This window comes from Pseudomonas salomonii, assembly GCF_900107155.1.
Taxonomy (GTDB): domain Bacteria; phylum Pseudomonadota; class Gammaproteobacteria; order Pseudomonadales; family Pseudomonadaceae; genus Aquipseudomonas; species Aquipseudomonas salomonii.
In genome coordinates, this window is record NZ_FNOX01000014.1 from 1 (window position 1) to 25,847 (window position 25,847).

Sequence of the window (25,847 nt, forward strand, 5' to 3'; positions counted from 1 at the left end):
GTTGGAGGCAAAGGCCACACGGTCGTGCTGATTGAAATCGGCGTAACCGTTGTTGATCACCAAGCGCGTAATTGCCCGGTGCGGCACCAATACGCCCTTTGGCATGCCGGTGGAGCCGGAGGTGTACATGATGTACACCGCCGTCTCGGCCGATTGCTCCAGCGCCGGGTTGCAGTCGGGGGTGTCAGTGAAATCGAGGCGGTCCAGGTCCAGACGACGGGCGCCCTCGGGCACCTCGATCGACGCCAACGTGAGCAGCCACTGTGAACCGCTGTCCGCAACCATAAAGCCCTGACGGTCCAGCGGCGCGTTGATGTCCAGCGGCACATACACCGCGGCGCACTTGCTGATGGCCAACTGGCTCACCAGCAGGTCCAGCGAGCGCTCCAACAGGATCGCCACACGCTCGCCGGGTGCCACACCCAGGCCGAGCAAATGGTGGGCCAGTTGGTTGGCACGCCGGTTCAACTGCGCATAGTTCAATGACTGCTCGCCCTGCACCGCTGCCAGTGCCAGCGGCTGCGCAGCAGCATGCTCTTCGAAACGCGCATGCAGGGTCTGCGTGCGCGGGTAGTCCCTGGCAGTGGCATTGAACCCCTGTAGCACTTGCTCACGCTCGGCCCCAGGCAGCATGGAAATGCGGTTCAGTGGCGCGAACGGCGAGTGTTCCAGGGCGTCGACCAAGCGCTCGATGACCGTATTGAAGTAACCACAGATTTTCTCTGCACCGATCTCGGCCACTGCCAATGCACTCAGGCTGAACTGCTCGCCCAGGTCATTGACGCTGACACTCAACGGGTAATTGGTGCGCTCATGCACGTCAATCACCTCTATGCCACGCCAGGCATGTTGGTATTCGGCCAGCGCGGCCGCTGATGGCTCGGCGCTGTGCCGGTAGTTGAGCAAGGCACTGAATAACGGCGTGGAGTGCGCGACACTGCTGCAGCGCTGCGCCAGGGCCAATGAGGCATGCTCATGGCCAAGCAAGCCACTGAGGCTGGCGTGGGTGGCCTTGACCGCCGCTTGCACCGCTTGCGCGTCAATATCGACGCGCAACGGCAGTGTATTGATAAACATGCCCAGTGCCCGGTCGGCGCCGTCACCGCCCTGCAGGCGGCCCATCATCACTGTACCGAACACCACGCGGTCGTTCTGCGCGACCACGCTCAATACCCGCGCCCAGGCCAGGTGGAACACGCTGGCCGGGCTGACGCCCAGTTGCCGCGCACGCGTGCGCAAGCGCTGACTCACCGTCGCGTCGAGGGTCAGGCTGGCTTCTTCAATGGCCTCCCCGTCCCCCTCGACAGTGTGCAGGCCAAACGGCAGGGTCGGCTCGTCGATGTCCGCCAACATCGCGCAAAAAAACGCCTCGTGTTCCTGCTCACTGACCCCCAGGCGCGCCTGGGCCACATAGTTGCGATACGGCACCGCCGCTCCCAGGCGGTCGGCGTGCCCGAGCAGATAGGCTTGCATCTCATGCTGCACCACCTCCACGGCGGTGTGATCAAGCACCAGGTGGTGGAACAGAAAGAACGCGACGACTTTTGCGTTCGCCGGGTCGTCGGCGTAGACCACGCGCATCAGCGGCGCCTGGTTCAAATCGAGGCGGGTATAACGGCGCTGCACATCCGCGCGCAACTGCTCGACGACCGGCACGTCGGCAAGGGTTGGCTTGAACGCCTCAACTGCCAGCTGGGCGTGACGCAACACCACCTGCATCGGCTGCTCGAGGCCCTCCCAGAGTACGGCCGTACGCAGGATGTCATGGCGCTCGATGACCTGTTGCAATGCTTGGCAAAACGCCTGCAAGCGCGCGAGGTCATCGAAGACGAACAGCGATTTGAGCAGGTAGGGATCACGGTGCGCAGCCGACAAGTGCAGGTAGAGAATGCCTTCCTGCAAGGGTGCCAGGGGGTAGATGTCTTGCACGTTGGCCACGCCACCGGGCACGGCTGCAACGATCAAGTCGATGTTGGCCTGGCTGAGCTGCGCCAGCGGCAACAGGTCCGGGGTGATGTGGCGCAGGCCCGGTACCAGCAGGTTGGCCGGCACCTGCACTTCGTGGCCACTGCCCACTGCCGCCGCGAGCGCTGCCAGGGTGGGTTGGCTGAACAGCACGCGTACGTCGGCATTGAGGCCGGCCTGACGCATGCGCTCCACCAGGTTGACGGCCAACAGCGAATGCCCGCCCAGCTCGAAGAAATGGTCATGGCGCCCTACTTGCTCGACCTTGAGCACCTGCGCCCAAATCTGCGCGAGGGTGGTCTCCACCTCACCCTCAGGTGCGGCATAACCCCGATTGAGCATCGACTCCAGACCCGGCTCCGGCAGGGCCTTGCGGTCAAGCTTGCCGTTCGCGGTCAGCGGCAGGCTGTCCAGGCGCACATAAGCGCTCGGCACCATGTACTCCGGCAACTGTGCCTGCAACGCGCTGCGCAGGGTTTCGATGTCCACGGGTGATGGTTGAGTGGCGTATTCAGTGAAATACGCCACCAGCCGACCGTCGCGCGCCAATACGACCGCTTCGCGGATCTGCGCCTGCTCAGCCAGTCGGCTTTCGATTTCACCCAGTTCAATGCGCACGCCGCGGATTTTCACCTGGTCGTCATTACGCCCCAGGTACTCCAGGGTGCCGTCCTCGCACCAGCGTACCAGGTCGCCGGTGCGGTACATGCGTGCCTGCGGGTCGCGGCTGAACGGGTCTTTGAGGAAGCGTTCGGCAGTCATTTGCACGCGATTCAGGTACCCGCGTGCCACCCCGGCACCGGCCACATACAGCTCACCGGCCACCCCTTGGGGCAGCAGTTGCAGTTGCGCATCCAGCACGTAGACCTGGGCGTTGGCCACCGGTTTGCCGATGTGCAGGGTCTTGCCGGCTTCGATCAGGCCAGAGGTCGCGACCACCGTCGCTTCGGTCGGACCGTAGTTGTTGATCAGCTTGAAGCGCCGTGGCGTATTGAACTGGCGCAAACGATCGCCGCCGATCAGCAGGGTCTTGAGGGTTGGGTGTTCCAGTGACTGGCTGAAAGCGTACTCGGCCACCGGGGTCGGCAAGAAGCTGACGTCCAGCGGCTGATCCAGCCACCATTGCAGCAGCGCATCAAGGTCTTCCTGGGCGTGATGGGCGGGAGGCAGGTGCAGGGTCGCGCCGGCGCACAAGGCCGGCCACACCTCCCAGGCCATCGCGTCAAAACCGAAGCCGGCGACACTGGAGGTATGGCTGCCGACGTGCAGGTCAAACGCATCGCAATGCCAGTTCACCAGGTTTTCCAGGGTCTGGTGTTCGACCATCACGCCTTTGGGTTGGCCGGTGGAGCCGGAGGTGTAGATCACATAAGCCAAGTGCGCCGGGGTCAGGCCGGGCACCTGGGGGTTGTCGGCGCAGGCGGCAAGCCACGCCGGGGCGTCAAGGTCGATGATCGGTACCGAAAGCCCGGCGACGCACGCGGCGGTGGCCGACTGCACCAGCACCGCCACGGGGGCGCTGTCCTGCAACAGATAGGCAATACGTTCCAGTGGGTGTGCCGGGTCCACCGGCACATAGGCGGCGCCAGCCTTGAGGATCGCCACCAGGCCCACCAGGGTGTCGACGCTGCGTCGAGCACAGATGGCGACGCGGTCATCAGGGCCGACACCCAGGTTGATCAAGTGATGGGCCAGTTGGTTGGCCCGCGCGTTAAGGTGCTGGTAACTCAGTCGCTGCTCGCCCTGGCACACCGCCGACGCGTGGGGCAGCGCCAACGCGCGGGCCTCGATCAAGGCGTGAATGGTCTGGCCGCGCGGGTAATTCCTGGCGCTGCGATTGAAACCCGTCACCTGGCGGGCACGCTCATCGTCGGGCACGATCGGCAACGCCTGCATGGATGTGGCATGGCCCTGTTCCAAGGCGTCAACCAGCGTGTGCAACGCGGTGAGCAAATAGCCGAGGATGCGCGGTAACGGCATGCTGGCCACACCTTGCAGCGTCAGGTTGAAGTCTTCACCGACGTCATCCACCGACAGCACCAGGGGATAGTTGCTGCGCCCCTCGCCGCCGAGCAACTCGATACCGTCCCATTGCGCCACGTTCGCCGTCGGCGCCAGGCTCTGGCGGTAGTTGATCAAGGCGCTGAACAACGGTGTAGGCGCGGCCACGCGACTGCAGCGCTGGGCCAGCGCCAACGGTGCGTGCTCGTGCCCCAGCAGGCGCGTCAAGCGCGCATGGGCAGCCTTGGTCGCGGCCTGTACGTCCAGCGCCCCGACGTCCAGCCGCAGCGGCAACGTATTGATAAACAGACCCAGCCCGCGCTCACTGCCTTCACTGCCGCCCATGCGCCCCATCAGCACGGTGCCGAACACCACATCATCGCGCCCGCTGATCCGCCCCAGCACCTGTGCCCAGGCCAAATGATGCAGGCTGGCGACGCTGACCACCTGTTGCCGGGCCTGGGCCCGCAGGCGTCGGCTCAAGTCCGCGTCCAACACGTGAGCCAGCTCATGCACGTGCGCATCGCCCTGGACATCCTGATGGCCGAACGGCAGGGTCGGCTCATCCAGGTCGCCGAGCATGTCGCGAAAGAACCCTTCGTGCTCTTGCACCGTCGTGCCCAGGCGTGCCTGGGCCACATAGTTGCGGTAGGGCACCGGCGCGCCGAGTTGCTCGGCACGGCCGTACAGACAAGCGTGGATCTCCTCGTACACCACCTGCATGGCCACGTGGTCAATGGCGATGTGATGGAACAACAGCATCGCCACCCAGCGCTGGTTGCTCGGGTCTTCGCTGAAAACCACGCGCAGCAGCGGCGCGCGGCCCAAGTGCATGTGCATGGCGCGGGCGTCGAAGCGCTGGTACAACTGCTCGGTAACCGGCCCGTCGGCCGGGTCGAGCGCCACCTCGTCGATCACCAGTTGCGCCTGGCGCCAGACCACTTGCACCGGCTCATCCAGGCCCTCCCAGACAATACTGGTGCGCAGGATATCGTGACGATTGATCACCTGCTGCAAAGCCTGGGCAAACGCCTCCAGGCGTGGCCGCGTGGTGATCGCAAACTGTGAGCGCATCAGGTAAAGGTCACCTTGGCGCGCCGTCACGTGGTGATAGAAGATCCCTTCCTGCAGTGCCGCCAGCGGGTAGATGTCCTGCACATTGGCCACGCCGCCGGGAACCTGGGCGACGATATGGTCGATGCTCGCCTGGCTCAGGTTCACCAGAGGCAGCATCGCCGGGCGAATATGGGTGCAATCGATAGCAATGGCATTGGCCGGCACGTCGACCTGCCCGGCGCGCTGCGCCGAGTAGTCGCCGGCCTTGATCAAGGCGATCAGCGCAGCCTTGTGTTCACGCAGCGAAGCCAGCACGCCCGGCTCGCTCAAGGCCAGCTTGTTGCCCTGCAACACCAGTTGGTCGCCTTTGACGGACAACTGCACGTCCTTTTCTTTCAGTGTCGCCAACAGTTCGATAACACTCACAGGACCATCTCCATTCTTTCCGTAATTGCGGCGTACTCCCACAGCGTGGAGTGTTCGAACAGCGCCTTGACGTTGGCTTCGATGCCTTCCTGGCGTAAGCGTCCGATCAGGCTGACCGCCAGCAATGAATGCCCGCCCAGTTCAAGGAAGTTGTCATGGCGACCGACGCGCTCGACGTTCAACAACTCCGTCCAGAGCCGCGCCAGGGTAGTTTCGATTTCGCCCTCGGGCGCTTCGTAGGCATGGCTGCGTAGCGCGCCCATGTCCGGCGCCGCCAGGGCCTTGCGGTCGAGCTTGCCGTTGGGGCTCAGCGGCAGCGCGTCGAGGTGCACGAACACCTGTGGCACCATGAACTCCGGCAATTGCTCCAATAAATGCGCACGCAAGGCCTCGGTGGCGGCCGGCACGCCGGTGTAATAGGCCACCAGACGCTTGTCGCCCGGCACATCCTCGCGGGCCAGCACCGTGGCCTCCTGGATGCCCGGGAATTGGCCCAGGCGTGCCTGGATTTCGCCCAGTTCGATGCGCACACCGCGGATCTTCACTTGGTCATCATTGCGGCCCAGGTACTCAATGTTGCCGTCCGGCAAATAACGCGCAACGTCACCGGTGCGGTAGATCCGTCCGGCGCTGTGCGGGTCCTTGAGGAAACGTTCGGCGTTCAGCTCGGGGCGGTTCAGGTAGCCACGGGCGACCTGCACGCCGCCAATGAACAGTTCACCGCTGACCCCCAGGGGCACCGGCTGCAAGTGCGCGTCGAGCACGTACATGCGCACGTTGCCTATGGGCTTGCCGATCGGGGTGTTGTCCGGCGTGACGGCGCCGTTGCAATCCCAGGCCGTGACTTCCACTGCGGCTTCGGTCGGGCCGTAGTGATTGAACAACGCACTGCCCGGCAATTGCGCCTTGAAGCGCCGCACCAGGTGGCCTGGCAACGCTTCGCCGCTGCACATGACCCGCACCAACCTGGCCGCCTGGCTGACGTCGCCATGGGCCAGAAATACATCGAGCATCGACGGCACGAAGTGCACCGTGGTGATCTGTTCGGCCTCGATCACCTCACACAGATACGCCGGGTCCTTGTGCCCGCCCGGACGGGCCATCACCAGGCGCGCACCGGTGAACAGCGGCCAGAAGAACTCCCACACCGACACGTCAAAGCTGAAAGGGGTTTTCTGCAGCAGGGCATCCGAGCTGTCCAGGCGATAGGTGTCCTGCATGCACAGCAAGCGGTTGACCACCGGACTGTGCTCGTTGATGACGCCCTTGGGCTTGCCGGTGGAGCCGGAGGTGTAGATCACGTAGGCCTGGTGTTGCGGGGTCAGCTCGGCAATCAACGGGTTGCCGGCAGGCTGGTGTTGCCAGGTGACGCGTTCCAGGTCAATCACCGGCACGTCGATGTCACCCAGCAAGGCGCGGGTGGCGCCCTGGACCAGGACCACGGCCGGCGCGCTGTCTTCCAGCATGTAGGCCAGGCGGTCCAGCGGGTAAGCGGGGTCGAGCGGCACGTAACCGCCACCGGCCTTGAGGATCGCCAGCAGTCCGATGACCATCTCGGCGCTGCGCTCGACGCAGATGCCCACACGCGACTCCAGCACCACACCCTGCTCGCGCAGATGATGGGCCAGGCGATTGGCGCGCTCGTTCAGCTCGCGGTAGGTCAGGCGCTGGGCATCCGCCAGCAACGCAACGGCGTCCGGTGTGCGTTGCACCTGAGCTTCGAACAGGCCGTGAATTGTCTGCTGCAGCGGGTGATGCTTGACGGTGTCGTTGAAGTGCTCCAGCAGGGTTTCACGCTCCGCCGCCGGCAGCACCGAGAGTTGCTCAACGGCGGTGTGCGGCGCGGTCTCCAGCGCCTCCACCAAGTGTTGCAAGGCGGTCTGCATATAGGCCGCCACACGCTGGGCATCCACGCCGCAGGTTTGCACGCTGAGCAGAAAGCCTTCGCCTTGGTCGTCCACCGACAGCATGCACGGATAGTTGGTGCGCTCGCGCACCTCCAGCACTTGGGCACCGGACCAATACTGCGGCCCTTGACTGTCCTGCAACGGGCTGTGACGGTAGTTGAGGATTGAACTGAACAACGGCGACGCCGCCGGCACGGCGCTGCACCGCTGGGCGACCACCAGCGGTGCATGCTCGTGGCCCAGCAGCGCGGAGAGCCGGGCGTGCACGGCGCGTACCCCGGCCCGCACGCCTTGTTCGCCCACGCTGACTCGCAGCGGCAAGGTATTGATGAACATGCCCAGGGCACGGTCGGCGCCATCGCCACTTTGCATGCGGCCGAGCAACACGGTGCCGAACACCACCTCATCACGCCCACTGACGCTGGCCAGCACCCGCGCCCAAGCCAGGTGGTGCAGGCTCGCAGCACTGACGCCCAGATGGCGCGCCTGCGCCCGCAGGCGCCGACACAGCGGCGCATCCAGTTGGAGCTTGGCCTCCTCGGCCGACAGCCCATCGCCTTGCACTTGCTGCAAGCCAAACGGCAGGGTCGGCTCATCGATGTCACTGAGCATCTCGCGGAAGAACTGTTCGTGATCAGCCTGGCTGACGCCCAACAACGCCTGCGCCACGTAATTGCGGTACGGCATCGCCGCGTCCAATTGCGCGAAACCACCGCTGCGGTAGGCGAGCACTTCTTCGCTGATCACATCGAGTGCGGTGTGGTCCATGGCAATGTGGTGGAACAGCAACATTGCCAGCCAGCGCTGGTTGGCTTCATCGTGCACATACGCCAGGTGCAGCAGCGGCGCCTTGCTCAACACCAGGCGCGCCTGGCGCGGATCGAAGCGTGCGTGCAACTGCTCCAGCATACTGCCCTGGGCGGGGTCGAACTGCAGGGCTTCGCGGGGCAGTTCGGCGCGGCGCAGCACGACCTGCACCGGCTGTTCGAGGTCGTCCCAGAGGATCGCCGTGCGGGTGATGTCATGGCGATCAATCACCGCTTGCAGGGCCTGGGCGAAGCTGTCGAGTTGCGCGCGGGTTTCCAGACTGAACGTGGCCTGCAACAAGTAGGGGTCACCCTGCTCGCTGGTGATGTGGTGATACAAAATGCCTTGCTGCAACGGCGCCAGCGGGTAGATGTCCTGCACATTGCGCGCGCCGCCCGGCACCCGTGCGACGATGCGGTCGAGAGTCTCCTGGCTGAGGTCGATCAGGCTGAGCATGTCGGCACGAATGTGCGCGCAGTCAGCCGGGATACGGTTGGCCGGCACCTGGACTTCACTGCCACCGCCCACGGCTGCGGCCAGGGCCGCCAGAGTCGGCTGGCCGAACAGCACGCGTACATCGGCGCTCAGGCCCAATTGACGCATACGCTCGATCAGCTTGACCGCCAGCAGCGAGTGACCGCCCAGTTCGAAGAAGTTGTCCTGGCGCCCTACCCTGGCCACGCCCAACACCTGGCTCCACAACTCGGCCAGGGTGGTTTCGATGGCATTGTGCGGTGCTTCGTATTCACGGCTGGCAAAGGCCTCGACATCCGGCACCGGCAATGCGCGGCGCTCGAGTTTGCCGTTGGGCGACAGCGGCAGCGCGCTCAGTTGCACATAGGCCGCCGGGATCATGTAGTCGGGCAGCAGCGCTTGCAAATGCGCGCGCAGTTCGTCGGCCCCGCTGGGCGCCGCTTCGGCGTGAGCGGTGAAATAGGCCACCAGGCGCTTGTCGCCAGGGCTGTCCTCGCGCACCAGCACCGCCGCATCGCGTATACCCGGGTGCTGAGCCAGGCGCGCTTCGATTTCGCCCAGCTCCACGCGAAAGCCGCGGATCTTGATCTGGCCATCGTTGCGGCCCAGGTAATCGATCTCGCCGTTGCGTTGGTAGCGGCCCAGGTCACCGGTTTTATACAGGCGGCCCTGAGGTACAAACGGATCGGCCAGGAAGCGTTCGGCGGTCAGGTCATCGCGGTGCAAATAGCCACGGGCCACGCAGGCGCCGCCAATGTAGATCTCACCGGCGACACCCAACGGCACCGGCTGCAGGTGTTCGTCGAGCAGGTAGATACGCGTGTTGGCCACAGGCACGCCAATCGATGGCAACACCGGCCAGGACGCCGCATCGCCGTCCAGGGTCAAGGCGGTGGTGACGTGGGATTCGGTCGGCCCATAGTGGTTGTGCAGGCGGCAGTCAGGCAGGCGTTGGAACAGCTCACGCATCGGTTCGCTGATACGCAGTTGCTCACCCGCGGTGATCACATCGCTCAGCGCGCAGGGCAAACGCCAGAGCTCAGGCGTCTGGGCCACGGCTTCGGCCAAGGCTTGCAGGGCGATGCACGGCAGGAACAGACGCTGCACGCCGCGTTCGCAGATATGCCGGAACAGTTCGCGGAAATTGAGCCGCAGGTCGCCCGGAATCAACGACAGTTCACCACCGGCGCACAGGGTGCTGAAGACTTCCTGGAAGGCCACGTCAAAGCCCAGTGCGGCGAACTGCAAGGTGCGTTGGGCCGGGCGGCCATCGGCCAGGGTTTGCGCAATCTGCCAGTGCATCAGGTTAACCAGCGGCCCATGGGGCATGGCGACGCCCTTGGGCTGGCCGGTGGAACCGGAGGTGTAGATCACGTAGGCCAGGGCTTCGGCGCCCAGATCACTCACGTGCGGGTTGTGTGCAGGGTAACCATCGCCAACGTTGGCGGCATCGAGCAGCAAGATCGACACGGCGGACAGGCTGAAGCGCTGCACCAGGCGCTGCTGGGTCAGCAGGGCCTTGGGCGCGCTGTCTTGCAGCATGTACGCCAGGCGCTCATCCGGATAAGCCGGGTCCAGGGGCACGTAGCCGGCGCCAGCCTTGAGTATCGCCAACAGGCCGGCGACCATTTCCACGCTGCGTTCGGCGCAGATGGCCACACGGTCATTGGCACCAATGCCATCGGCAATCAGGCGGTGGGCAATCCGGTTGGCCAGGGTGTTCAACTCGCCATAGCTCAGGGATTGGCCTTCATAGGTGACGGCAACCGCGTCAGGCTGACGCTGCGCCTGCGCTTCGAAGAGCGCGTGCACCGTCGCGGTGGCCGGGTAGTCGACCGCGAAGGCGTTGAAGTGGGCGAGCACTTCCTGGCGCTCGGCATCCGGCAGGATCGCGAGGTGCTGCAGAGGTTGTTCCGGCTGGTGCTCCAAAGCTTCGGCAATGGCTTCCAGCACACGGTGCATGTAGCCGCAGACGCGCTGCGGATCGACACCGGCCACGGCCTGCACGCTCAGGCCAAATGCGTCACCGAGGTCGTCCACCGACAACATCAGCGGGAAGTTGGTGCGCTCTTCGCCACCGGTCATTTCCACCCCGGCCCAGGTCAGCGCCTTGCCGGCGTCCTGCGCCGATTGTGCACCGACCGCGGCATGGCGATAGTTGAGCAATGCGCTGAACAACGGTGTGGGCGCTGCCACACCGCTGCAACGTTGGGCCAAAGACAGCGGCGCATGTTCATGGCCGAGCAAGGCGGCCAACCGTGCATGGGTGGTCTTCAGTGCGTTTTCGACGCCTTGGTCGCCCGCTTCCACCCGCAGCGGCAAGGTATTGATGAACATGCCGAAGGCACGGTCAGCGTCCTCGCCACTGCTCAGGCGGCCCATCAGCACGGTGCCGAACACCACGTCGCGACGCGCGGCCAGATGCCCGACCACCTGGCCCCAGGCCAAGTGATACAGGCTGGCATTGCTCACCCCCAGGCGTCGGGCCTGGGCACGCAGGCGCTGACCGAGCAGTGGCGCCACGGGCAGGCTGGCTTGCGTGACACCCAGCCCGTCACCCTGCACATCCTGCAGGCCAAACGGCAAACTCGGCTCGTCAACATCGCCGAGCATCTCGCGGAAGAACGTCTCGTGAGCGGCCTGGCTGATGCCCAAGCGCGTCTGTGCCACGTAGTTGCGGTACGGCACCGATGGCGCCAGCTGATCACCACGACCTTGCGCCAGCGCCTCGATTTCCTGGCCCAACAGCGCCAGTGAGGTGGCGTCATCGATCAGGTGATGGAACTGCAGCACTGCCACCCAGCCTGCGCCCGGCTGGTCTTCGGCAAAATGCAGGGCCATCAGCGGTGCGCGTGTCAGGTCCATGCGCGTGTGACGCGGGTCCAAGCGTGTGCAGAGTTGCGCGGCAACATCACCCAGTGCCGGGTCGAACTGCATGTGCTGCACCGGTAGCCTTGCTTCGCGCCAGACCACTTGCACAGGTTCGTCCAGCCCCTGCCAAGCCATTGAGGTGCGCAAGATATCGTGGCGGTCGATGACCTGCTGCAGGGCGTCGGCAAAGCCCTGCACGTGCTCGCGACTGTGCATGCGCAACACCACCTGTAGCAGGTAGGGATCGCCTTCGGTGCTGGTCTGGTGATGGAACAGGATGCCTTCCTGCAACGGCACCAGCGCGTAGATGTCCTGTACGTTGGCGACACCGCCGGGGATGCCGGCGACGACGCGGTCGAGCTGTTCCTGTGGCAACTGCGCCAGGGGCAGCATGGCCGGAGTAATCCGCGTGCAACCGGCCGGGATCGCATTGGCAGGCACGTGCACCTGATGTCGGCTGCCGGCGGCGGCGGCCAACGCCACCAGGGTCGGCTGACCGAACAGTACGCCCACATCCGCGTTCAGGCCGACCTGGCGCATGCGCTCGATCAGCTTGACCGCCAACAGCGAATGACCGCCGAGTTCAAAGAACTGGTCGTGGCGCCCTACCCGCTCGACACCCAGCAGTTCACTCCAGAGGCGTGCCAGGGTGGTTTCCAGCTCACCCTGCGGCGCTGCGTACTCGCGCCGCGCATAGGCCTCGGTATCGGGCGCCGGCAAAGCCTTGCGATCCAGCTTGCCGTTGGTGGTCAGCGGCAAGCGCTCCAGCACCACGAACGCGCTGGGCACCATATAGTCGGCCAGCGACGCCAACAACTGCGTGCGTAACTCGCCAGCCGAAGGTTCGGCACCCTCGCAGGCAATGAGGTAGGCCACCAGGCGCTTGTCACCGGGTGCGTCTTCGCGGGCAATCACCACCGCCTCGCGCACGCCGTCACAGGCAGCCAGGCGCGCTTCGATCTCACCCAGTTCGATGCGGAAACCCCGGATCTTCACCTGGTCGTCATTGCGCCCCAGGTAGTCGATGCTGCCGTCTGCCAGCCAGCGGCCAAGGTCACCGGTGCGGTACATGCGCGCGCCCGCAGTGCCATCGAACGGGTCGTTGAGGAAACGCTCGGCATTCAATTCAGGCCGGTTCAGGTAACCGCGAGCCACCCCTGCCCCGCCCACATACAACTCACCTTCCACGCCGTGCGGGACGGGCTGGCCCTGGGCATCGAGGATGTACACGCGCAGGTCCGGAATCCGCCCGCCAATCAGGCTGGTACCGACCCGGCAGGCGTCTGCGGCGGCCAGCGCGCGATAGGTCACGTGCACGGTGGTTTCGGTGATGCCGTACATGTTCACCAGTTGCGTGCCAGCGTTGGCCATGCGCGCATACCAGGGTTTCAGAATGCCCGGCTCCAAGGCTTCGCCACCGAAGATCACCTGACGCAGGGAGTGCTTGAGCTCGCTCTGGCCCTGGGCCGCGATCAACGAACGAAAGGCACTCGGCGTCTGGTTGAGGACGGTGACGCCGGCGCTGCACAGCAGCGCATAACAGGCGTCCGGCGCACGGCTGGTGAGCTGCGGCACTATCAGCAACTGCCCGCCATGGATCAGCGCACCCCAGATTTCCCACACGGAGAAGTCGAAGGCAAACGAGTGGAACAGCGCCCACACGTCCTGATCATTGAAATCGAACCAGGCCTCAGTGGCGCTGAACAAGCGCGCCACGTTGCGATGCTCAATCATCACGCCCTTGGGCTGGCCGGTGGAGCCAGAGGTGTAGATCACGTACGCCAGGCTCGCCGAGGTCAGGCCGGGCACCTGTGGGTTCATCACTGACTCGACTTGCAAGCCCGCCGAATCCAGGTCGATCACCGGCACCGACAACTCGGCCACCAGGGCGTGGGTCGCCTGCTGCACCAGCACCGCCACCGGTGCGCTGTCTTGCAGGGTGTAGCTGATGCGTTCCTGCGGATAGGCCGGGTCAATCGGTACATAACCGGCCCCGGCCTTAAGGATGCCCAGTAAACCAACGATCATTTCCAGGCCACGTTCGACGCAGATCGCCACGCGATCATCCGGGCGCACGCCCAGGCTCAACAGGCGATGCGCAACCTGGTTGGCGCGCCGGTTCAGGTCGCCGTAGCTCAGGCGCAAACCTTCGAACATGAGTGCCGTCGCATCGGGGCGCGAAGCCGCCTGGGCCTCAAACAGCGCATGAATCGTCTCATGGCTGGGGTACGTGCCCGCGCCCGCATTCCAGTGCTGCATCAGCGCGTGGTCCGTCTCGGTGATCAACGAGAACTCACTCACCGTACGCGCGGCGTTCTCCAGCGCTTGCTCCAGCACATAGGTAAAGCGCTCGGCCAGGGCCTCGATTTCATCGGCGTCGAAATACGCTTCGTTATAGACGTAGTGCGCCCACGCCTTGTCCTTGTGGTTGCTCGCCCGCAGGTGAAACGCCAGGGGCATCTGCTCGTGGTTGTTGGTGACTTTGACCGTGTGGCCACGCTGCTCGGCAAACTGGTACAGATGATCGTCCTGTTCGTAGGACAGCGTCAGGTCGAACAGTGAACCCGCTTCGGCGCGCAGGTTCATGCCGCTCAGCGGGAAACGCTGATGGCGGTAGTCCTGCTTGAGCGCATCGCGTACGGCACCGACCAGGGCGCTGAAGGTCAGCTCGCGACCGAGGCTGAAGCGCACGGCGCTGACCTGGGTGAACATGCCCAGGGTGGACTTGAACTTGGCCGAGCGGTTGAGCAACGGCAGGCCCACCACCCACTCATCGCGCTGGGTCACGCGGGTGAAGTAGACATACATCGCCGCCAGCAGCACATGAAACGTCGAGGCTTGGCAGGCTTTCGCCAGTTCGCCCATGCGATCGTGCAACACCACCGGGAACGGCCGAATGTAATGCCGGCCAGGGGCCTTGCCGTTGGCGTGCTGGTCCTGGTGACGCGGGGCAAACAGGGGCTCGGGCAGCGTTTGGTACTTGTGCTGCCAGTATTCGCGGTCCTTTTCATAACGGGCCGACTCGCGGTAGCGCGCGTCGTCATGGATGAAGTCGACGTAGGAGCTGGTCTCCATTTCGGGCTGCCGACCTTCAACCAGGTCGCTGTAGATGTCGCCCAGCGATTGCAGCATTTCGCCGAAGGCCCAGCCGTCGAGAATCAGGTGATGGGCCTGGTTGGCGAAGTAGTAATGCGCCTCGCCCAGCTTGATCAGGAAAAAGCGAAACAGCGGCGCCTGGGTCAGGGAAAACGCCCGGCCCATGTGCTCCTCCATCAATGCCAACGCAGCGCCGACAGGATCGGCCTGTTCAGACACATCAAACAGCGGCACCGCCGTCGGCACGGCAGGCGCAATGCATTGCAGGGGGACGCCATCGGCATCGGTAGCGTCCAGCAGCGTGAGGCGCAAGGTATCATGCTTGGCCACCAGTACTTCGACAGCACGGTGCATCCGCTCCGGGCTCACCGGACCGTTAAGTTCAAGGTAGGTGCCGATGTTGTACAGCGGCGAATCACCCTGGCTGATCTGGTCCAGCCAGATCGCTTTCTGCGCGGCGGTCAGGGGGAAGGTCTGCGGTGGCTGCAGGGACGAATTCATGCGGTCACCTGCGCGACAAAACCGATTAAGGCAAGGTTGCATGACGGGATTTTTTTCGCGACAAAGTCGCCCAGGGCCACTGCAGAAAAACGTTTCATAAATGCCTTCTCAGAGTTTTGTCAGTGCCGCCTGGGTCACAGCGCAGCAGCGAGGGAAGTTGAGGCGAACAAGATCAGGAAGTGTGGAAAAGGTCAGACTTAAAATTAATTAAAGTCCCGCACCCGACAGTTTAATTCCGATAAAAACAGCCGCCCACCCGTCACCTGACGACCTTATTGGCAAATTTAAGCACTGGCACTTTGGACTGTATGTCACCTGAAACCCGGACAATCGGCGGACATTGAATTATTTCGCAATTAAAAATTTAACTAGCTGTTTTATATAATTTTTTTAAGATAAAAAAGCACGAAACCGACAACCAAAAAGGTTGCCGGCGGCGTGCTTGGGGACAGGTTACGGCGATGCCAGGATCAGGCGCGACGGTCTTGGGCGACCAGGTTTACATCGGAGACAATATGGCCATCGACCAACTTCACAACGCGATCAGCCAATTGGAAGTATTGATCGTCATGCGTAATGATCAGCACGGTCTTGCCACGACGTTTTAGTTCCGGCAGCAACTCCTCGTAGAAGAAACGCTTGAACGGTGGGTCTTGATCCGCCGCCCATTCATCGAGGACATACACCGGGCGGTCTTCCATGTAGGCACACACCAGCGCCAGGCGTTTTTGTTGACCGTAGGACAGCTCTTTGGTGGTGGAATACCCCAACCCCTCGATCTTGATTTTGTCGGCCAACCCCAAGGCGGCGAGGTACTTCTGAGCCAGTTCCGGATTAACCTCCTCGCCTTCCGGACCAATGAGCCGGTTAAACAAATGGAAGTCGCTGAACACGGCAGAAAACAGGTCGCGGTAATCACTGCGGGTCTCATCGTTGACGGCGACGCCATCGAGCAGGATCTGCCCGGCCTGGGGCACATATAGACCGCACAACGCCTTGACCAGGGTGCTTTTGCCGCAACCGTTGCCACCGATGATGTAGATCAACTCACCGCTATTGATGGTCAGGTCGACTGGCCCCAGCGCAAAACCGCTCTCGGCATCCGCGCCGCGATAGTTCATCACTACGCCTTTGAGCGCGATCTGGTGCCAGTGCTTCTTGTGTTCCAGGCGCAGCACATTGGTGTTATCCGACTCGCCCTGCTCGGCATGGTGCTCGTTGATAAAGAAGCCAAACTCGGCGAGACGGTTGATCGCCACCCGGCCTTGCGCCATGACCGGCATGGTGCTGATCAACAAGCCCAGCGGTCCGAGGATGTACATGACGGTCAAGACGCTGGCGGTCAGCACCTGGCTGCTGGTGACCATCAACAATGGCAAAACGAAAACCAGGCTGCCAATCAGCAATGACTGGGTGACCAGCCCCATGTTCTCGGCACCGAGGTACCACATGTGCTCGATAAAGTTGAAGCGTGCGACCCGCGTGGACGACTCTTTGATGGCGGAGCGGCCAAACCAGCGCCGGCGAATGCCGTTGAGTTTGAGTTCCTTGAGGCCGAACACCAGGCCGTGGGTGTGCTCGTTGAACGCGGTGAACTCATCACGCACGCGGCCGGTGAACTTGACGCCGCCAAGGAACAGGAAGACGTACAGCATCGCGCCGACCGCCAGCAGTGCCAGGGTCAGCGCAAACACCGTCCATGACAGGTAAGCCAGGTAGGCCAGGCCGAACATGAACACTGTGGACTCCACCAGCATCACCGGCATTACCAGCAGCGTTGCATTGAGCTGCGGAATGTCGGTGGTCAACAGCGTCAGCACGTTGGGCGGGCCGCGCCGATCAACTTCTTCGAGGGGCGACGAGAGGATTTTCTGGCACAACGCAATGCGCAAGCGTGTCATCAACTTCATGTTGGCGTAGGCGGGAAACAAGGTCGCCCCGTTACGGAACGCCAGCGCCACCACACTCAAACCGACGAACCAATACAACAAGTGCACCCGCGACCCTTGCTCGTAGATCGCCAAGTTGATTACGTTGACCACCGCAATTGCCGCCACGCCGCTGATGATGCCAGTGACCAGTGAAAAGAAGGCCAGCCAGGGATGGTTTTGCCAAAGCAGGCGCAAGACCGAGCCCGGCTTGGGCGGCTTCTCATGCTCTTTGTTCATGGATTAACTCCTCAAATACACTCAAGACCGGGTCTGGCCCGTCAGGCAAAACACTGCATCCGGCCGGGGTGCCGGAGCCGCCAAGTGTACGGATTGCCCGCAAATCGGCTGTCCCAGAAAGCCTGTACAAAACACTGACCGAGGCAAATACGCGGTCGCCACGCCGGCGTGGCCTGAATGTCCCCGCTTTCCATTACAGACCGGCACACAATGAATGGGCCTAATACGGACCCGAGCCAGGCCCTTCAGGAGTGAACGATGGCAGCGCTGATCGCCCACCCCCCAACTTATAAAAACGTGGCTATCAAGGATGATTGCACTATGGATTTAAGCAGCATTCGAAATGCGGAAAGCCCGCACTTCTACTTCATCCTCGGTGAGCTGATTTCCAGCACTGATCAGGATCACTTTGCACTCAACATGCTTAAGCTGATCGACAAGCTTGTGCCGGTCACGGCGTTGACGCTCAGCGAATGGACCTTTGATAAGTCAAATACTCACCTGATCGATATCAAGGCCCTGGGCAGCGCCGGCGACCCTGCCGACATTCCCGCGCCCGACGCTTTGCGCCCCACCGCCAACGACTCGCTGCTCAAGGAGATGCTGGACATGGAAGGCTCGCTGCTGATCCGTCAGAAAACACGCACCAGAGGCGCGGCAAGCAAGGCCTCGCGGAATGCCACGCACCAGTGTGCGCTGGTGTCACGCGACGGCAACCGGCGCTGCGTGGTGAACCTGTATCGATCGCACACGCATAAAGACTATTCCCTGAGCCAATTGTCGCAACTCAAGAATCTCTCCGATGCCCTGCTGCCGCTGATTGAAAGCTATGCCCAGTTCAGTCGTCAGAGCACGCTGCGCAAAATGGGCAGTTGGATGGCGACCCCGATTGCCGATCAGGAACCGACGCACATTCAACGCGAGTTTCAAAAGCGCCTGGCCCTCTGCGACATCACGTTGTCGACCCGCGAACAGGAAGTTTGCCTGGGCTTGCTCAACGGCGGAACGGTGCCGGAAATAGCGCAAAAACTGCACCTCAAAAACAGCTCTATCGAAACCTATCTCAAGCGTGCAACCGCAAAGCTTGGGGTGAGCGGCCGACACGGATTGACCAAATGGATGGTCGGCGCCTAGCACCACTCAAGAAACGGGTTGTAACCCGTGCTCCCCTTCAAATGAGGCTGGCCAATGAACAAGTTTGCTTTCTCCCTGGTGACGGTTGCAGTGACGTTGGGGGGATGCTCGCTCATCCCCGATTACCACCAGCCTGCGGCGCCAGTCGCGTCTGAGTACCCACAAGGCCCAGCCTATGCCGCTGGCGCAGGCGCGGTCGGTCAAGACGCTGCACGCCAGGATTGGCGCGCGTTGTTTCACGACCCGGCGTTGCAGCAACTGATTCAGACTGCCCTGACGCAGAACCGCGACCTGCGTGTGGCGGCCCTGAACGTCGAGGCATACCGCGCGCAATACCAGATTCAGCGTGCAGATCTGTTCCCGGCTATTTCTGCGAATGGCAGCGGCAACCGTCAGCGGGTACCGGCGAGCATCACAAAAACAGGCAAGCCGGCGATAACCTCTACCTACTCGGCAACGCTGGGCATCAGTTCGTATGAACTGGATTTCTTCGGGCGCGTGCGCAGCCTCAGTGAACAGGCAATGCAGGAATACCTGGCCACTGAGCAAGCGCAGCGCAGTGCGCAACTGAGCCTGGTGGCCAGCGTCGCCAACGCCTACCTGACCTGGCGTGCCGACCAGGAACTACTGGAACTGACGCGCCAGACCCTGGCCTCCTACGAGGAAAGCCTGCGCCTGACCACGCGCAGCCTGGATCAGGGCGTGGCGTCCTCGCTGGACGCTGCGCAGGCGCAGACCAGCGTCGAGAGTGCCCGCTCCAACATGGCCCGCTATGAACGCCAAGTCGCACAGGACCGCAACAGCTTGACGCTGCTGGTCGGCACCGCGTTGCCCGAGTCCCTGCCGGTCCGGCCGCTGGCCGGCGACCTGATCGCCCAAGTGCCCGCGGGCCTGCCGTCGGATCTACTGCAGCGCCGACCCGATATCCTGCAAGCCGAATATCGGCTCAAAGCCGCCAACGCCAATATCGGCGCCGCCCGCGCGGCGTTTTTCCCCAGTGTCAGCCTGACCGCCAATGCCGGTGCGTCCAGCGCTCAACTGTCCAGCCTGTTCAAGGGCGGCTCGGGCAGTTGGACGTTCCAGCCGCAAATCAACCTGCCGATTTTCAACGCCGGCAGCCTGCGCGCGAGCCTCAACTACGCCAAGCTGCAAAAGGACATCGGCGTCGCCCAGTATGAAAAAGCCATCCAGACGGCGTTCCAGGAAGTGGCCGATGGCCTGGCGGCCCGCCAGACCTATAACGACCAACTGCGCGCGCAGTCTGATCTGGTGCGGGCAAACCAGACATATTACGACCTTGCGCAACGCCGTTATCGTATCGGCGTGGACAGCAACCTGGTATTTCTCGATGCACAACGCTCGTTGTTCTCCTCCAAACAGGCGCTGATCACTGACCGCTTGGCGCAGTTGATAACGGACGTCAATCTGTACACCGCCCTGGGCGGCGCATGGGGAAACCCGACGCAGCTGGCCGTTGCCGAGACGCACCCGTGAGCACCTTCGAGCCTGGGCAATATGTGCGCCTGCGCTCGGGGGGCAAGAGAATGCTGGTCAAACCTGCACTGGACACCTCGCAATTGCCAAACACCGAGCTAGTGCTCTGCGAGTACGAAGAGAAAAAACGTAGGGTCCAGGGGTTCTATATCGCCGCGAACCTGACGTTGGTGAATGCTGCGCCGAACGCTCAAAATGCTGAACGCGAAGCGTCACTGCGGAGCAAGATTGCGCGAGGGTGACCTTAAAATGAGTATGACCCTTGCGCTTCTCATCAAAGCCCTCGACACGTCTAACCGGGCACGCGAAGGCAACCGCAGCGCACCGCGCCCGATTTGGTTACAATCTCATAGGTTTTTTCCACGGTACCGCAGCATGGATATTTCACTGTTTCGCGGGCGCTTGACGCGCTTGAACAAGCGTCTGCGCCAAGAGGCGCAGAATCATCCCGAGACCTGGTCGCAGATGCTGGTGCTGAGCGCGATAGATCAAATGGACGGCACGGCAACGCCGTCAAAAATTGCCGAGGCAGAAAACATTCGTTCGTCCAATCTTGCGGCGCTGTTGAAGGACTTGGAAGCACGAAACCTGATTACTCGCACGCCAGATACCGAAGATCGCAGGCGCACCTGGATCGGGCTGTCGGAACAAGGCCAGACCGTTTTGCAGGCAAGCCGTCAGCGCCGGGATGAGTGGCTGGCTGAAGCAGCGAACGCATGCCTGACGAGCGCGGAACGCAAGCAATTGGACGCGGCCGGGCTGCTGATGGACAAGCTCAGCCACTATGGCCGCGACGAGGAGCGCTGAAGCGTTTTTTCAGATACCACGCTTGCGATCGCGTGCGTGCGCTCGAACTGCAAAGGCGTTGCTGTAATGTGCCCCGCAAGATTTTCCGCCGTTTCGGTGCCTGGCTCATCAGCCCCCTGATGCCGCTCCAATTGAAGCCAATGGTATTCCAGGCCGCGCGGGTCATCTCCCGAGCGCATGGACACTCCCTCCAAGCGCCCCCTGCCCTGGCGCGTGATCTTAAGCGGCAGTACGGCACCGGGTGCACAGCTGGGAAAATTAACGTTCAGGCAAACGTCCTGCGGCCATTCCATCGCCATGAGTTGCTCAATGACGGACGCGCCGTGGGTCAGCGCGTTTCCCCAAGGCACAGCGGTGCGGTCGGTAAACGCCTGGCTCAGCGCGAGGGAGGGAATCCCCGACAGTAACCCGGTCATCGCGGCGCCGACGGTGCCCGAAAACACCGTTTCCGTGCCCAGGTTCGCCCCGCGATTCACACCGGATAAAATCAGGTCCGGCTTGTCATGACTGAGCAGATGCCCGAGCGCTACGGCAATGCAGTCACCGGGTGTGCCGGTGACCGCAAACCGGCGTGTTCCGTGATAGCTCAAGCGCAGGGGGGCGTGCAGGCTCAACGAATGAGAGGTGCCGCTTTGATCAAGCAAGGGCGCGACGACCCAGACCTCATTCGCCAGTTGGCACGCGATACGCTCCAGCACCTTGAGCCCGGGGGCATCGATGCCGTCGTCATTGGTCAGAAGGATTCGCTCGAATCGATGATCACCGTTCGCCATGGCAATACTCCGTCAATGCAGGCGCTCGGATGACCGCCATTAACGGCATAATTACCTATATTTAAATAGTTATCCAGAAATAGCTATAAACCCGAAAAACTACAGCGGAAACTCCGCCCGGATCAGCGTACCCCCTTCGGCGCGGTTGCTGGCGGTAACGGCCCCGCCATGGGCCTGGCAGATTGCACGAGCGATGGACAAGCCCAGCCCGCTGCCGCCCGAATAACGCGCCCTCGAGCGCTCCGCTCGCCAGAAGCGGTCAAATACGCTGTCCAGGTGCTGTGCCTCGATCCCTGGGCCACGGTCACCGATCTCTATCACTACACGGTCTTCGACGCGACGCGCCAGCACACTCAATTCGCCTCCCCCGGCCGCGTAGCGCAGCAGGTTATCCACCAGGATATTGATCACCTGGCCCAGGCGATCGCGATCGGCATGCAGACGAAACCCGTCGGCAATACTGATCTGGGTGCGCACGCCGGCCTCATCCAGCTGCGGCTGGAACCAGGCCAGGCGCTCGGCGACCAGGGCCGCCAGGGAAAAATCGCTGCGCTCCAGCACCAAACGGCCGGCACGGGCCATCGACAACAAGTGCAGGTCATCCACCAGTTTGCGCAGTTGATCGAGCTGCCGTTTGACCATGCCCAACTGCGCGGTATCGCTGGGGAATACCTCATCGAGCATGCCCTGCACGCGGCCCATGGCGGCGTTCAATGGCGTGCGCAGTTCATGGGCGATGACCGCGCTGGACTCGCGTACATCACGCTCATAGCGCTGCAGTTGCGTGGTCATGCTGTTGAAGTCACTGATCAGGCGCTGCAGCTCATCGGGTGCGTCGCGGTGAACCGGCAGGCGCGTCAGGAAATCACCGCCGGCGACCCGCCTTGCGCCCTGGGCAATCGCCGAGAACTGGCTGGACAAGGGTCGCGAAAACCACAAACCACAGACGATGATGATCGGAATAGCCGCCAGCACCAGGCACGCCAGAATCAGCCAGTCTCGGTTGGCCATGTCCGGTTGGAAGAATTCCACCGGATAATATTCGGCAACCAGTTGACGCAGACGTTTTTCGTTTAGCTGCGGTTCGGCGCGCAGCTGCAGCAATTCCTCGCGCGCCGCTGGCGGCAGGTGCTGCAAAAAATACCGGTCCGACAGCCTGAAGTTGATCCACATGCAAATGGCAATCACCACCACCGCGCCAATCGCCAGCAGGCTCATGCGCATGCCGACCCAGCGCCACAAGGGTTTGTCGTTGACCCGTGAGTTCTCAAGCATAGTGTTCACCTGAACCGATAGCCGATGGAGCGCACCGTCACCAGTACCCCGGCGACGCCATGGGTTTCGAGCTTGCGCCGCAGGTTGTGCACATGGGTGTCGACGACGCGAGCCAGGGCTTCGCTTTCCGGCAGGCAGATTTCCAGCAGCTCATCACGGGTGAACGCCTTGGAGGGTGTCTTCAGCAAGGTGACTAACAATTTGAACTCCGTGGGCGTCAGGTCCAGCAGCTGCGAGGGTGCATCCCGATGTTCAATGGCCGCGGTAAAGGCGACGAGGTCCACTCGCAGGTTTTCATGGCGCAACAGCTGTTCCACCGGCTGGCTGCCCATGGTGCGCCGCAACACCGCGTGCACCCGCGCCACCACCTCGCGCGGGCTGTAGGGCTTGACCACATAGTCGTCGGCGCCATAGCGCAAGGCGCCGAGTTTTTCCGGCTCGTCGCCCATGGCCGTGACCATGATCACGGGCGTGTCACTGCTGCGCCTTACCGCAGACAACACCTCAGTGCCACTCAAGCGCGGCAGCATCACGTCCAGCAGGATCAGATCGGGACGCCAACTTTTGTGCAGGTCCAGACCGCGCTGGCCGTCTTCGGCCAGGGCCACCTCAAAACCGTCCCGCAGCAGATAGGCTTCGAGAATGTTGGCGCTGTCAGCGTCGTCTTCGACGATGAGGATACGTTTTCCTGACACAAAGAAGCCTCTTGATGAAACCTTGATAATTCGCGAACGGTTTATTGAGAGTCCACGGGCAGTATTGCCCTACGCCCGACTTTCGCGAACCGATCCTATGCCGACCACCGCCCCGCTGTCCAAGCCTATCCAGCCGCCCGAACGCCTCGGCGCGGTTTTGCTGCTGGTCGGCATGCTGACCGGCTGTTCGCTGGCGCCGATGTACCAGACGCCCGCGTTGCCGGTGCCGGACAACCTGCAAGGCACACGGGTAACGGGCACGCCCTCCTCCACGATCAACAGCGTAGAAGCGCTTAGCGAAGAGGAAAAACAACTGCTGGCCGGCCTGGACCCATCGGCGCAGTTGCAGGCGATGGTTGAACAAGCCTTGGACTACAACCGTGACCTGCGCCTGGCGTTGCTGCGCGTAGAGCAAGCCCGCGCCCGGTACGGCATTTCCCGCGCCGATCGTCTGCCCACCGTGGCCCTGGGGCTGCAACGCAACCGCCAGCACTTGCACGACAAGGCTGCCGACGAGCGTTATGGGCAGGACATCGCGGTGGCCTCCGTGGGGATCTCGGACTTCGAGCTGGATTTTTTCGGCCGGGTGCGCAGCCTGTCCGAAGCGGCGCAGCATGACTACCTGGCCACGCGCTACGGCGCCCTCGCCGCGCGCAAGGCGCTGATCGTTGAAGTGGCGCGCCTGTATTTGCAGGAGCGCTTGCAGGCAGGCGTGCAGGCCGACACGCAGTCCATGCTCGACAATCAGAACCAGTTGCTGAGCGTTTTCGTCGGCCAGCAAACGCAGGGCCTCATCGCCCAGGACATGGTCGACAGCCAGCGCATGGAAGTTCGGCGTGCCACCCAGCAATGGCAGAACGCAAGCGCCGATCACGCCAGTGCACGACAGGCGTTGGCGTGGGTCAGCGGCTATCAGGCCGCGCCTTCGACCGCTACCGCGACAGACCCCGCAATTGACTTGGAGACTCCGCCCTGGCTGATCGAGCTCTCATCCCAGCGGCTGTTGCAGCGCTTTGATGTGCGCCAGTGCGAACAAGCGCTGCGCGCCGCGAACGCCAACATCGGCGCCGCGCGTGCGGCGTTCTTCCCCTCGATTACCTTGAGCACCGGCGCGGGCATCGCCAGCCCGCGCTTGAACACCTTGTTTTCATCCGGCAGCGGCGCCTGGCTGTTCACCCCGCAACTGAACCTGCCGCTGTTCGACGGTGGCCGCAACCAGGCCAACCTGGACCTCGCCACCGCGCGCCAACAGTCCGCCGTCGCCCAATACGAAAAGACCGTGCAGGACGCCTTCCGCGAAATCGCCGACCTGTTGACTCAACGTCAGCAAGCGTTGGCCAACGCCGCCACGCAAATTGATCTGGCGGCATTGAGCGCATTGAAGACCAAGCGTCTTGACCAACAGATTGTCGCCGGTGCGGCGGCACGGTCGGAGCACCCGGCGGCGGCCATTCGCCTGACTGAATCGGCCATCGAATTACGCAAGGCCACCTACCAGTTGTTGTTCAACCGCCTGGCGCTGTATCGCGCGCTGTCCGGCGCACCGTTATTTTCCTCCGTTGAAAGGGCTTCACCATGAACTTGAACACTCCCCCTACCCGCACCGTGCTGTGGGGCGCCGTCTTGATGGCCTGCACGCTGGCGGCCCCGGCACAGGCGGCCGACGCCAGCCCGGCAGCCGACAAGACCACCGCCACCCTGGGCCTTGGCATGGGTGTCACGCCGCGCTACATGGGTGCCGACCGTTACCGCGCGCTTGTGCTGCCGATGTTCAGCATCCAGCACGGCGTGTTGTTCGCCGACACCACCCGTGGTGTGGGCCTGCAATTTCAATCCGACAGCGGCTTTGGCGCCAGCGCGGCGATCAACTACGACCTGGGCCGTAAGGAAAAGGACAGCACCAGCCGCCCGGGCGACCGCGAACTGAACGGCATGGGCGATGTCAACGGCGCCACCGTCGCCGACTTCACCCTCAGCCAGCAACTGCTTGACTGGCTGTCGGCCAGTGGCGAAGCCGAACTGCGCATGGCCGGCGAACATCGCGGCAACCGTTACCGATTCGGCCTGGAAGGCATTTTATTCCACACAGGCAGCGACACCCTGGCCCTGGACATCGACGCCCATGCCGGTGATGGCCGCTACAACCAGACCTTCTTTGGCGTCACCCAGGCGCAGAGCCAACGTTCACTCTATGGGCGCTACGACGCCGATGCCGGGATTTACGCCTACTCCGCCGCCTTGAACTGGCAGCACAGCCTGGACGCGCATTGGTCGACGCTGGCCAGCCTGACGCTGACCCAGTACGCCGACCAGGCGCGTAACAGCCCGCTGGTCCGACGTGAAAGCGCCGGCCTGGGCATGTTCGCCATCAACTACACCTTCTGATAACGAGGCGCC

The 25,847-nt window shown here is 62.9% G+C and carries 12 protein-coding genes; 6 read left to right on the forward strand and 6 right to left on the reverse strand.

The window, feature by feature from the left end; genetic code table 11:
- The 3 genes from BLV67_RS26875 to BLV67_RS26885 all read right to left on the reverse strand — a co-directional run.
- On the reverse strand, window positions 1–5,448 hold a 5,448-nt coding region (locus tag BLV67_RS26875; protein WP_167365894.1), incomplete at its 3' end, for a non-ribosomal peptide synthetase.
- Window positions 5,445–15,104, reverse strand: a complete 9,660-nt coding sequence (locus BLV67_RS26880; RefSeq protein ID WP_069787457.1) for a non-ribosomal peptide synthetase — start codon at window positions 15,102–15,104, stop codon at window positions 5,445–5,447. The genes BLV67_RS26880 and BLV67_RS26875, both read right to left, overlap by 4 nt.
- Window positions 15,105–15,574: 470 nt before the next feature.
- Window positions 15,575–17,272 carry a cyclic peptide export ABC transporter gene (locus BLV67_RS26885; protein WP_065931235.1) on the reverse strand — a complete coding sequence of 566 codons (1,698 nt, stop codon included), beginning with the start codon at window positions 17,270–17,272 and terminating at the stop codon, window positions 15,575–15,577.
- Window positions 17,273–17,593: 321 nt separating this feature from the next.
- On the opposite strand from BLV67_RS26885, the gene BLV67_RS26890 reads away from it, so the two are divergent.
- The 4 genes from BLV67_RS26890 (at window position 17,594) to BLV67_RS26905 (ending at window position 20,707) form a co-directional block, all read left to right on the forward strand.
- Window positions 17,594–18,406, forward strand: a complete 813-nt coding sequence (locus tag BLV67_RS26890) for a helix-turn-helix domain-containing protein (RefSeq protein WP_065931240.1) — start codon at window positions 17,594–17,596, stop codon at window positions 18,404–18,406.
- 54 nt (window positions 18,407–18,460) lie between these two features.
- Window positions 18,461–19,900 (forward strand): AdeC/AdeK/OprM family multidrug efflux complex outer membrane factor, encoded by a 1,440-nt coding sequence (adeC, locus tag BLV67_RS26895; RefSeq protein WP_065931234.1) that lies wholly within the window; start codon window positions 18,461–18,463, stop codon window positions 19,898–19,900.
- The gene (locus BLV67_RS26900; protein WP_065931233.1) at window positions 19,897–20,142 is read left to right on the forward strand and encodes a hypothetical protein; all 246 of its coding nucleotides are present in this window, start codon (window positions 19,897–19,899) and stop codon (window positions 20,140–20,142) included. Before adeC ends, BLV67_RS26900 begins: the two co-directional genes overlap by 4 nt.
- Window positions 20,143–20,275: 133 nt before the next feature.
- On the forward strand, window positions 20,276–20,707 hold the full coding sequence (locus BLV67_RS26905; RefSeq protein ID WP_065931232.1) for a MarR family winged helix-turn-helix transcriptional regulator: 432 nt from the start codon (window positions 20,276–20,278) through the stop codon (window positions 20,705–20,707).
- On the opposite strand, the gene surE is transcribed toward BLV67_RS26905, so the two are convergent.
- From surE to BLV67_RS26920, 3 genes are all read right to left on the reverse strand, one after another.
- On the reverse strand, window positions 20,683–21,480 hold the full coding sequence (surE, locus tag BLV67_RS26910) for a 5'/3'-nucleotidase SurE (protein ID WP_069787456.1): 798 nt from the start codon (window positions 21,478–21,480) through the stop codon (window positions 20,683–20,685). The two genes, BLV67_RS26905 and surE, sit on opposite strands and share 25 nt — an antisense overlap.
- A 99-nt stretch (window positions 21,481–21,579) precedes the next feature.
- Window positions 21,580–22,755 (reverse strand): sensor histidine kinase, encoded by a 1,176-nt coding sequence (locus tag BLV67_RS26915; protein WP_069787455.1) that lies wholly within the window; start codon window positions 22,753–22,755, stop codon window positions 21,580–21,582.
- Window positions 22,756–22,760: 5 nt separating this feature from the next.
- Entirely contained in the window at window positions 22,761–23,450 is a 690-nt protein-coding gene (locus BLV67_RS26920; protein WP_069787454.1) for a response regulator, read from the reverse strand.
- 97 nt (window positions 23,451–23,547) lie between these two features.
- Between BLV67_RS26920 and BLV67_RS26925 the strand changes: the two genes are divergently transcribed.
- Both BLV67_RS26925 and BLV67_RS26930 read left to right on the forward strand, forming a co-directional pair.
- Complete coding sequence (locus tag BLV67_RS26925; protein ID WP_069787453.1) at window positions 23,548–25,029, forward strand: efflux transporter outer membrane subunit; 1,482 nt, start codon at window positions 23,548–23,550, stop codon at window positions 25,027–25,029.
- Window positions 25,026–25,835, forward strand: coding sequence for a MipA/OmpV family protein (locus BLV67_RS26930; RefSeq protein WP_069787452.1), 810 nt, complete (start codon window positions 25,026–25,028; stop codon window positions 25,833–25,835). Before BLV67_RS26925 ends, BLV67_RS26930 begins: the two co-directional genes overlap by 4 nt.
- Window positions 25,836–25,847 lie beyond the last annotated feature (12 nt).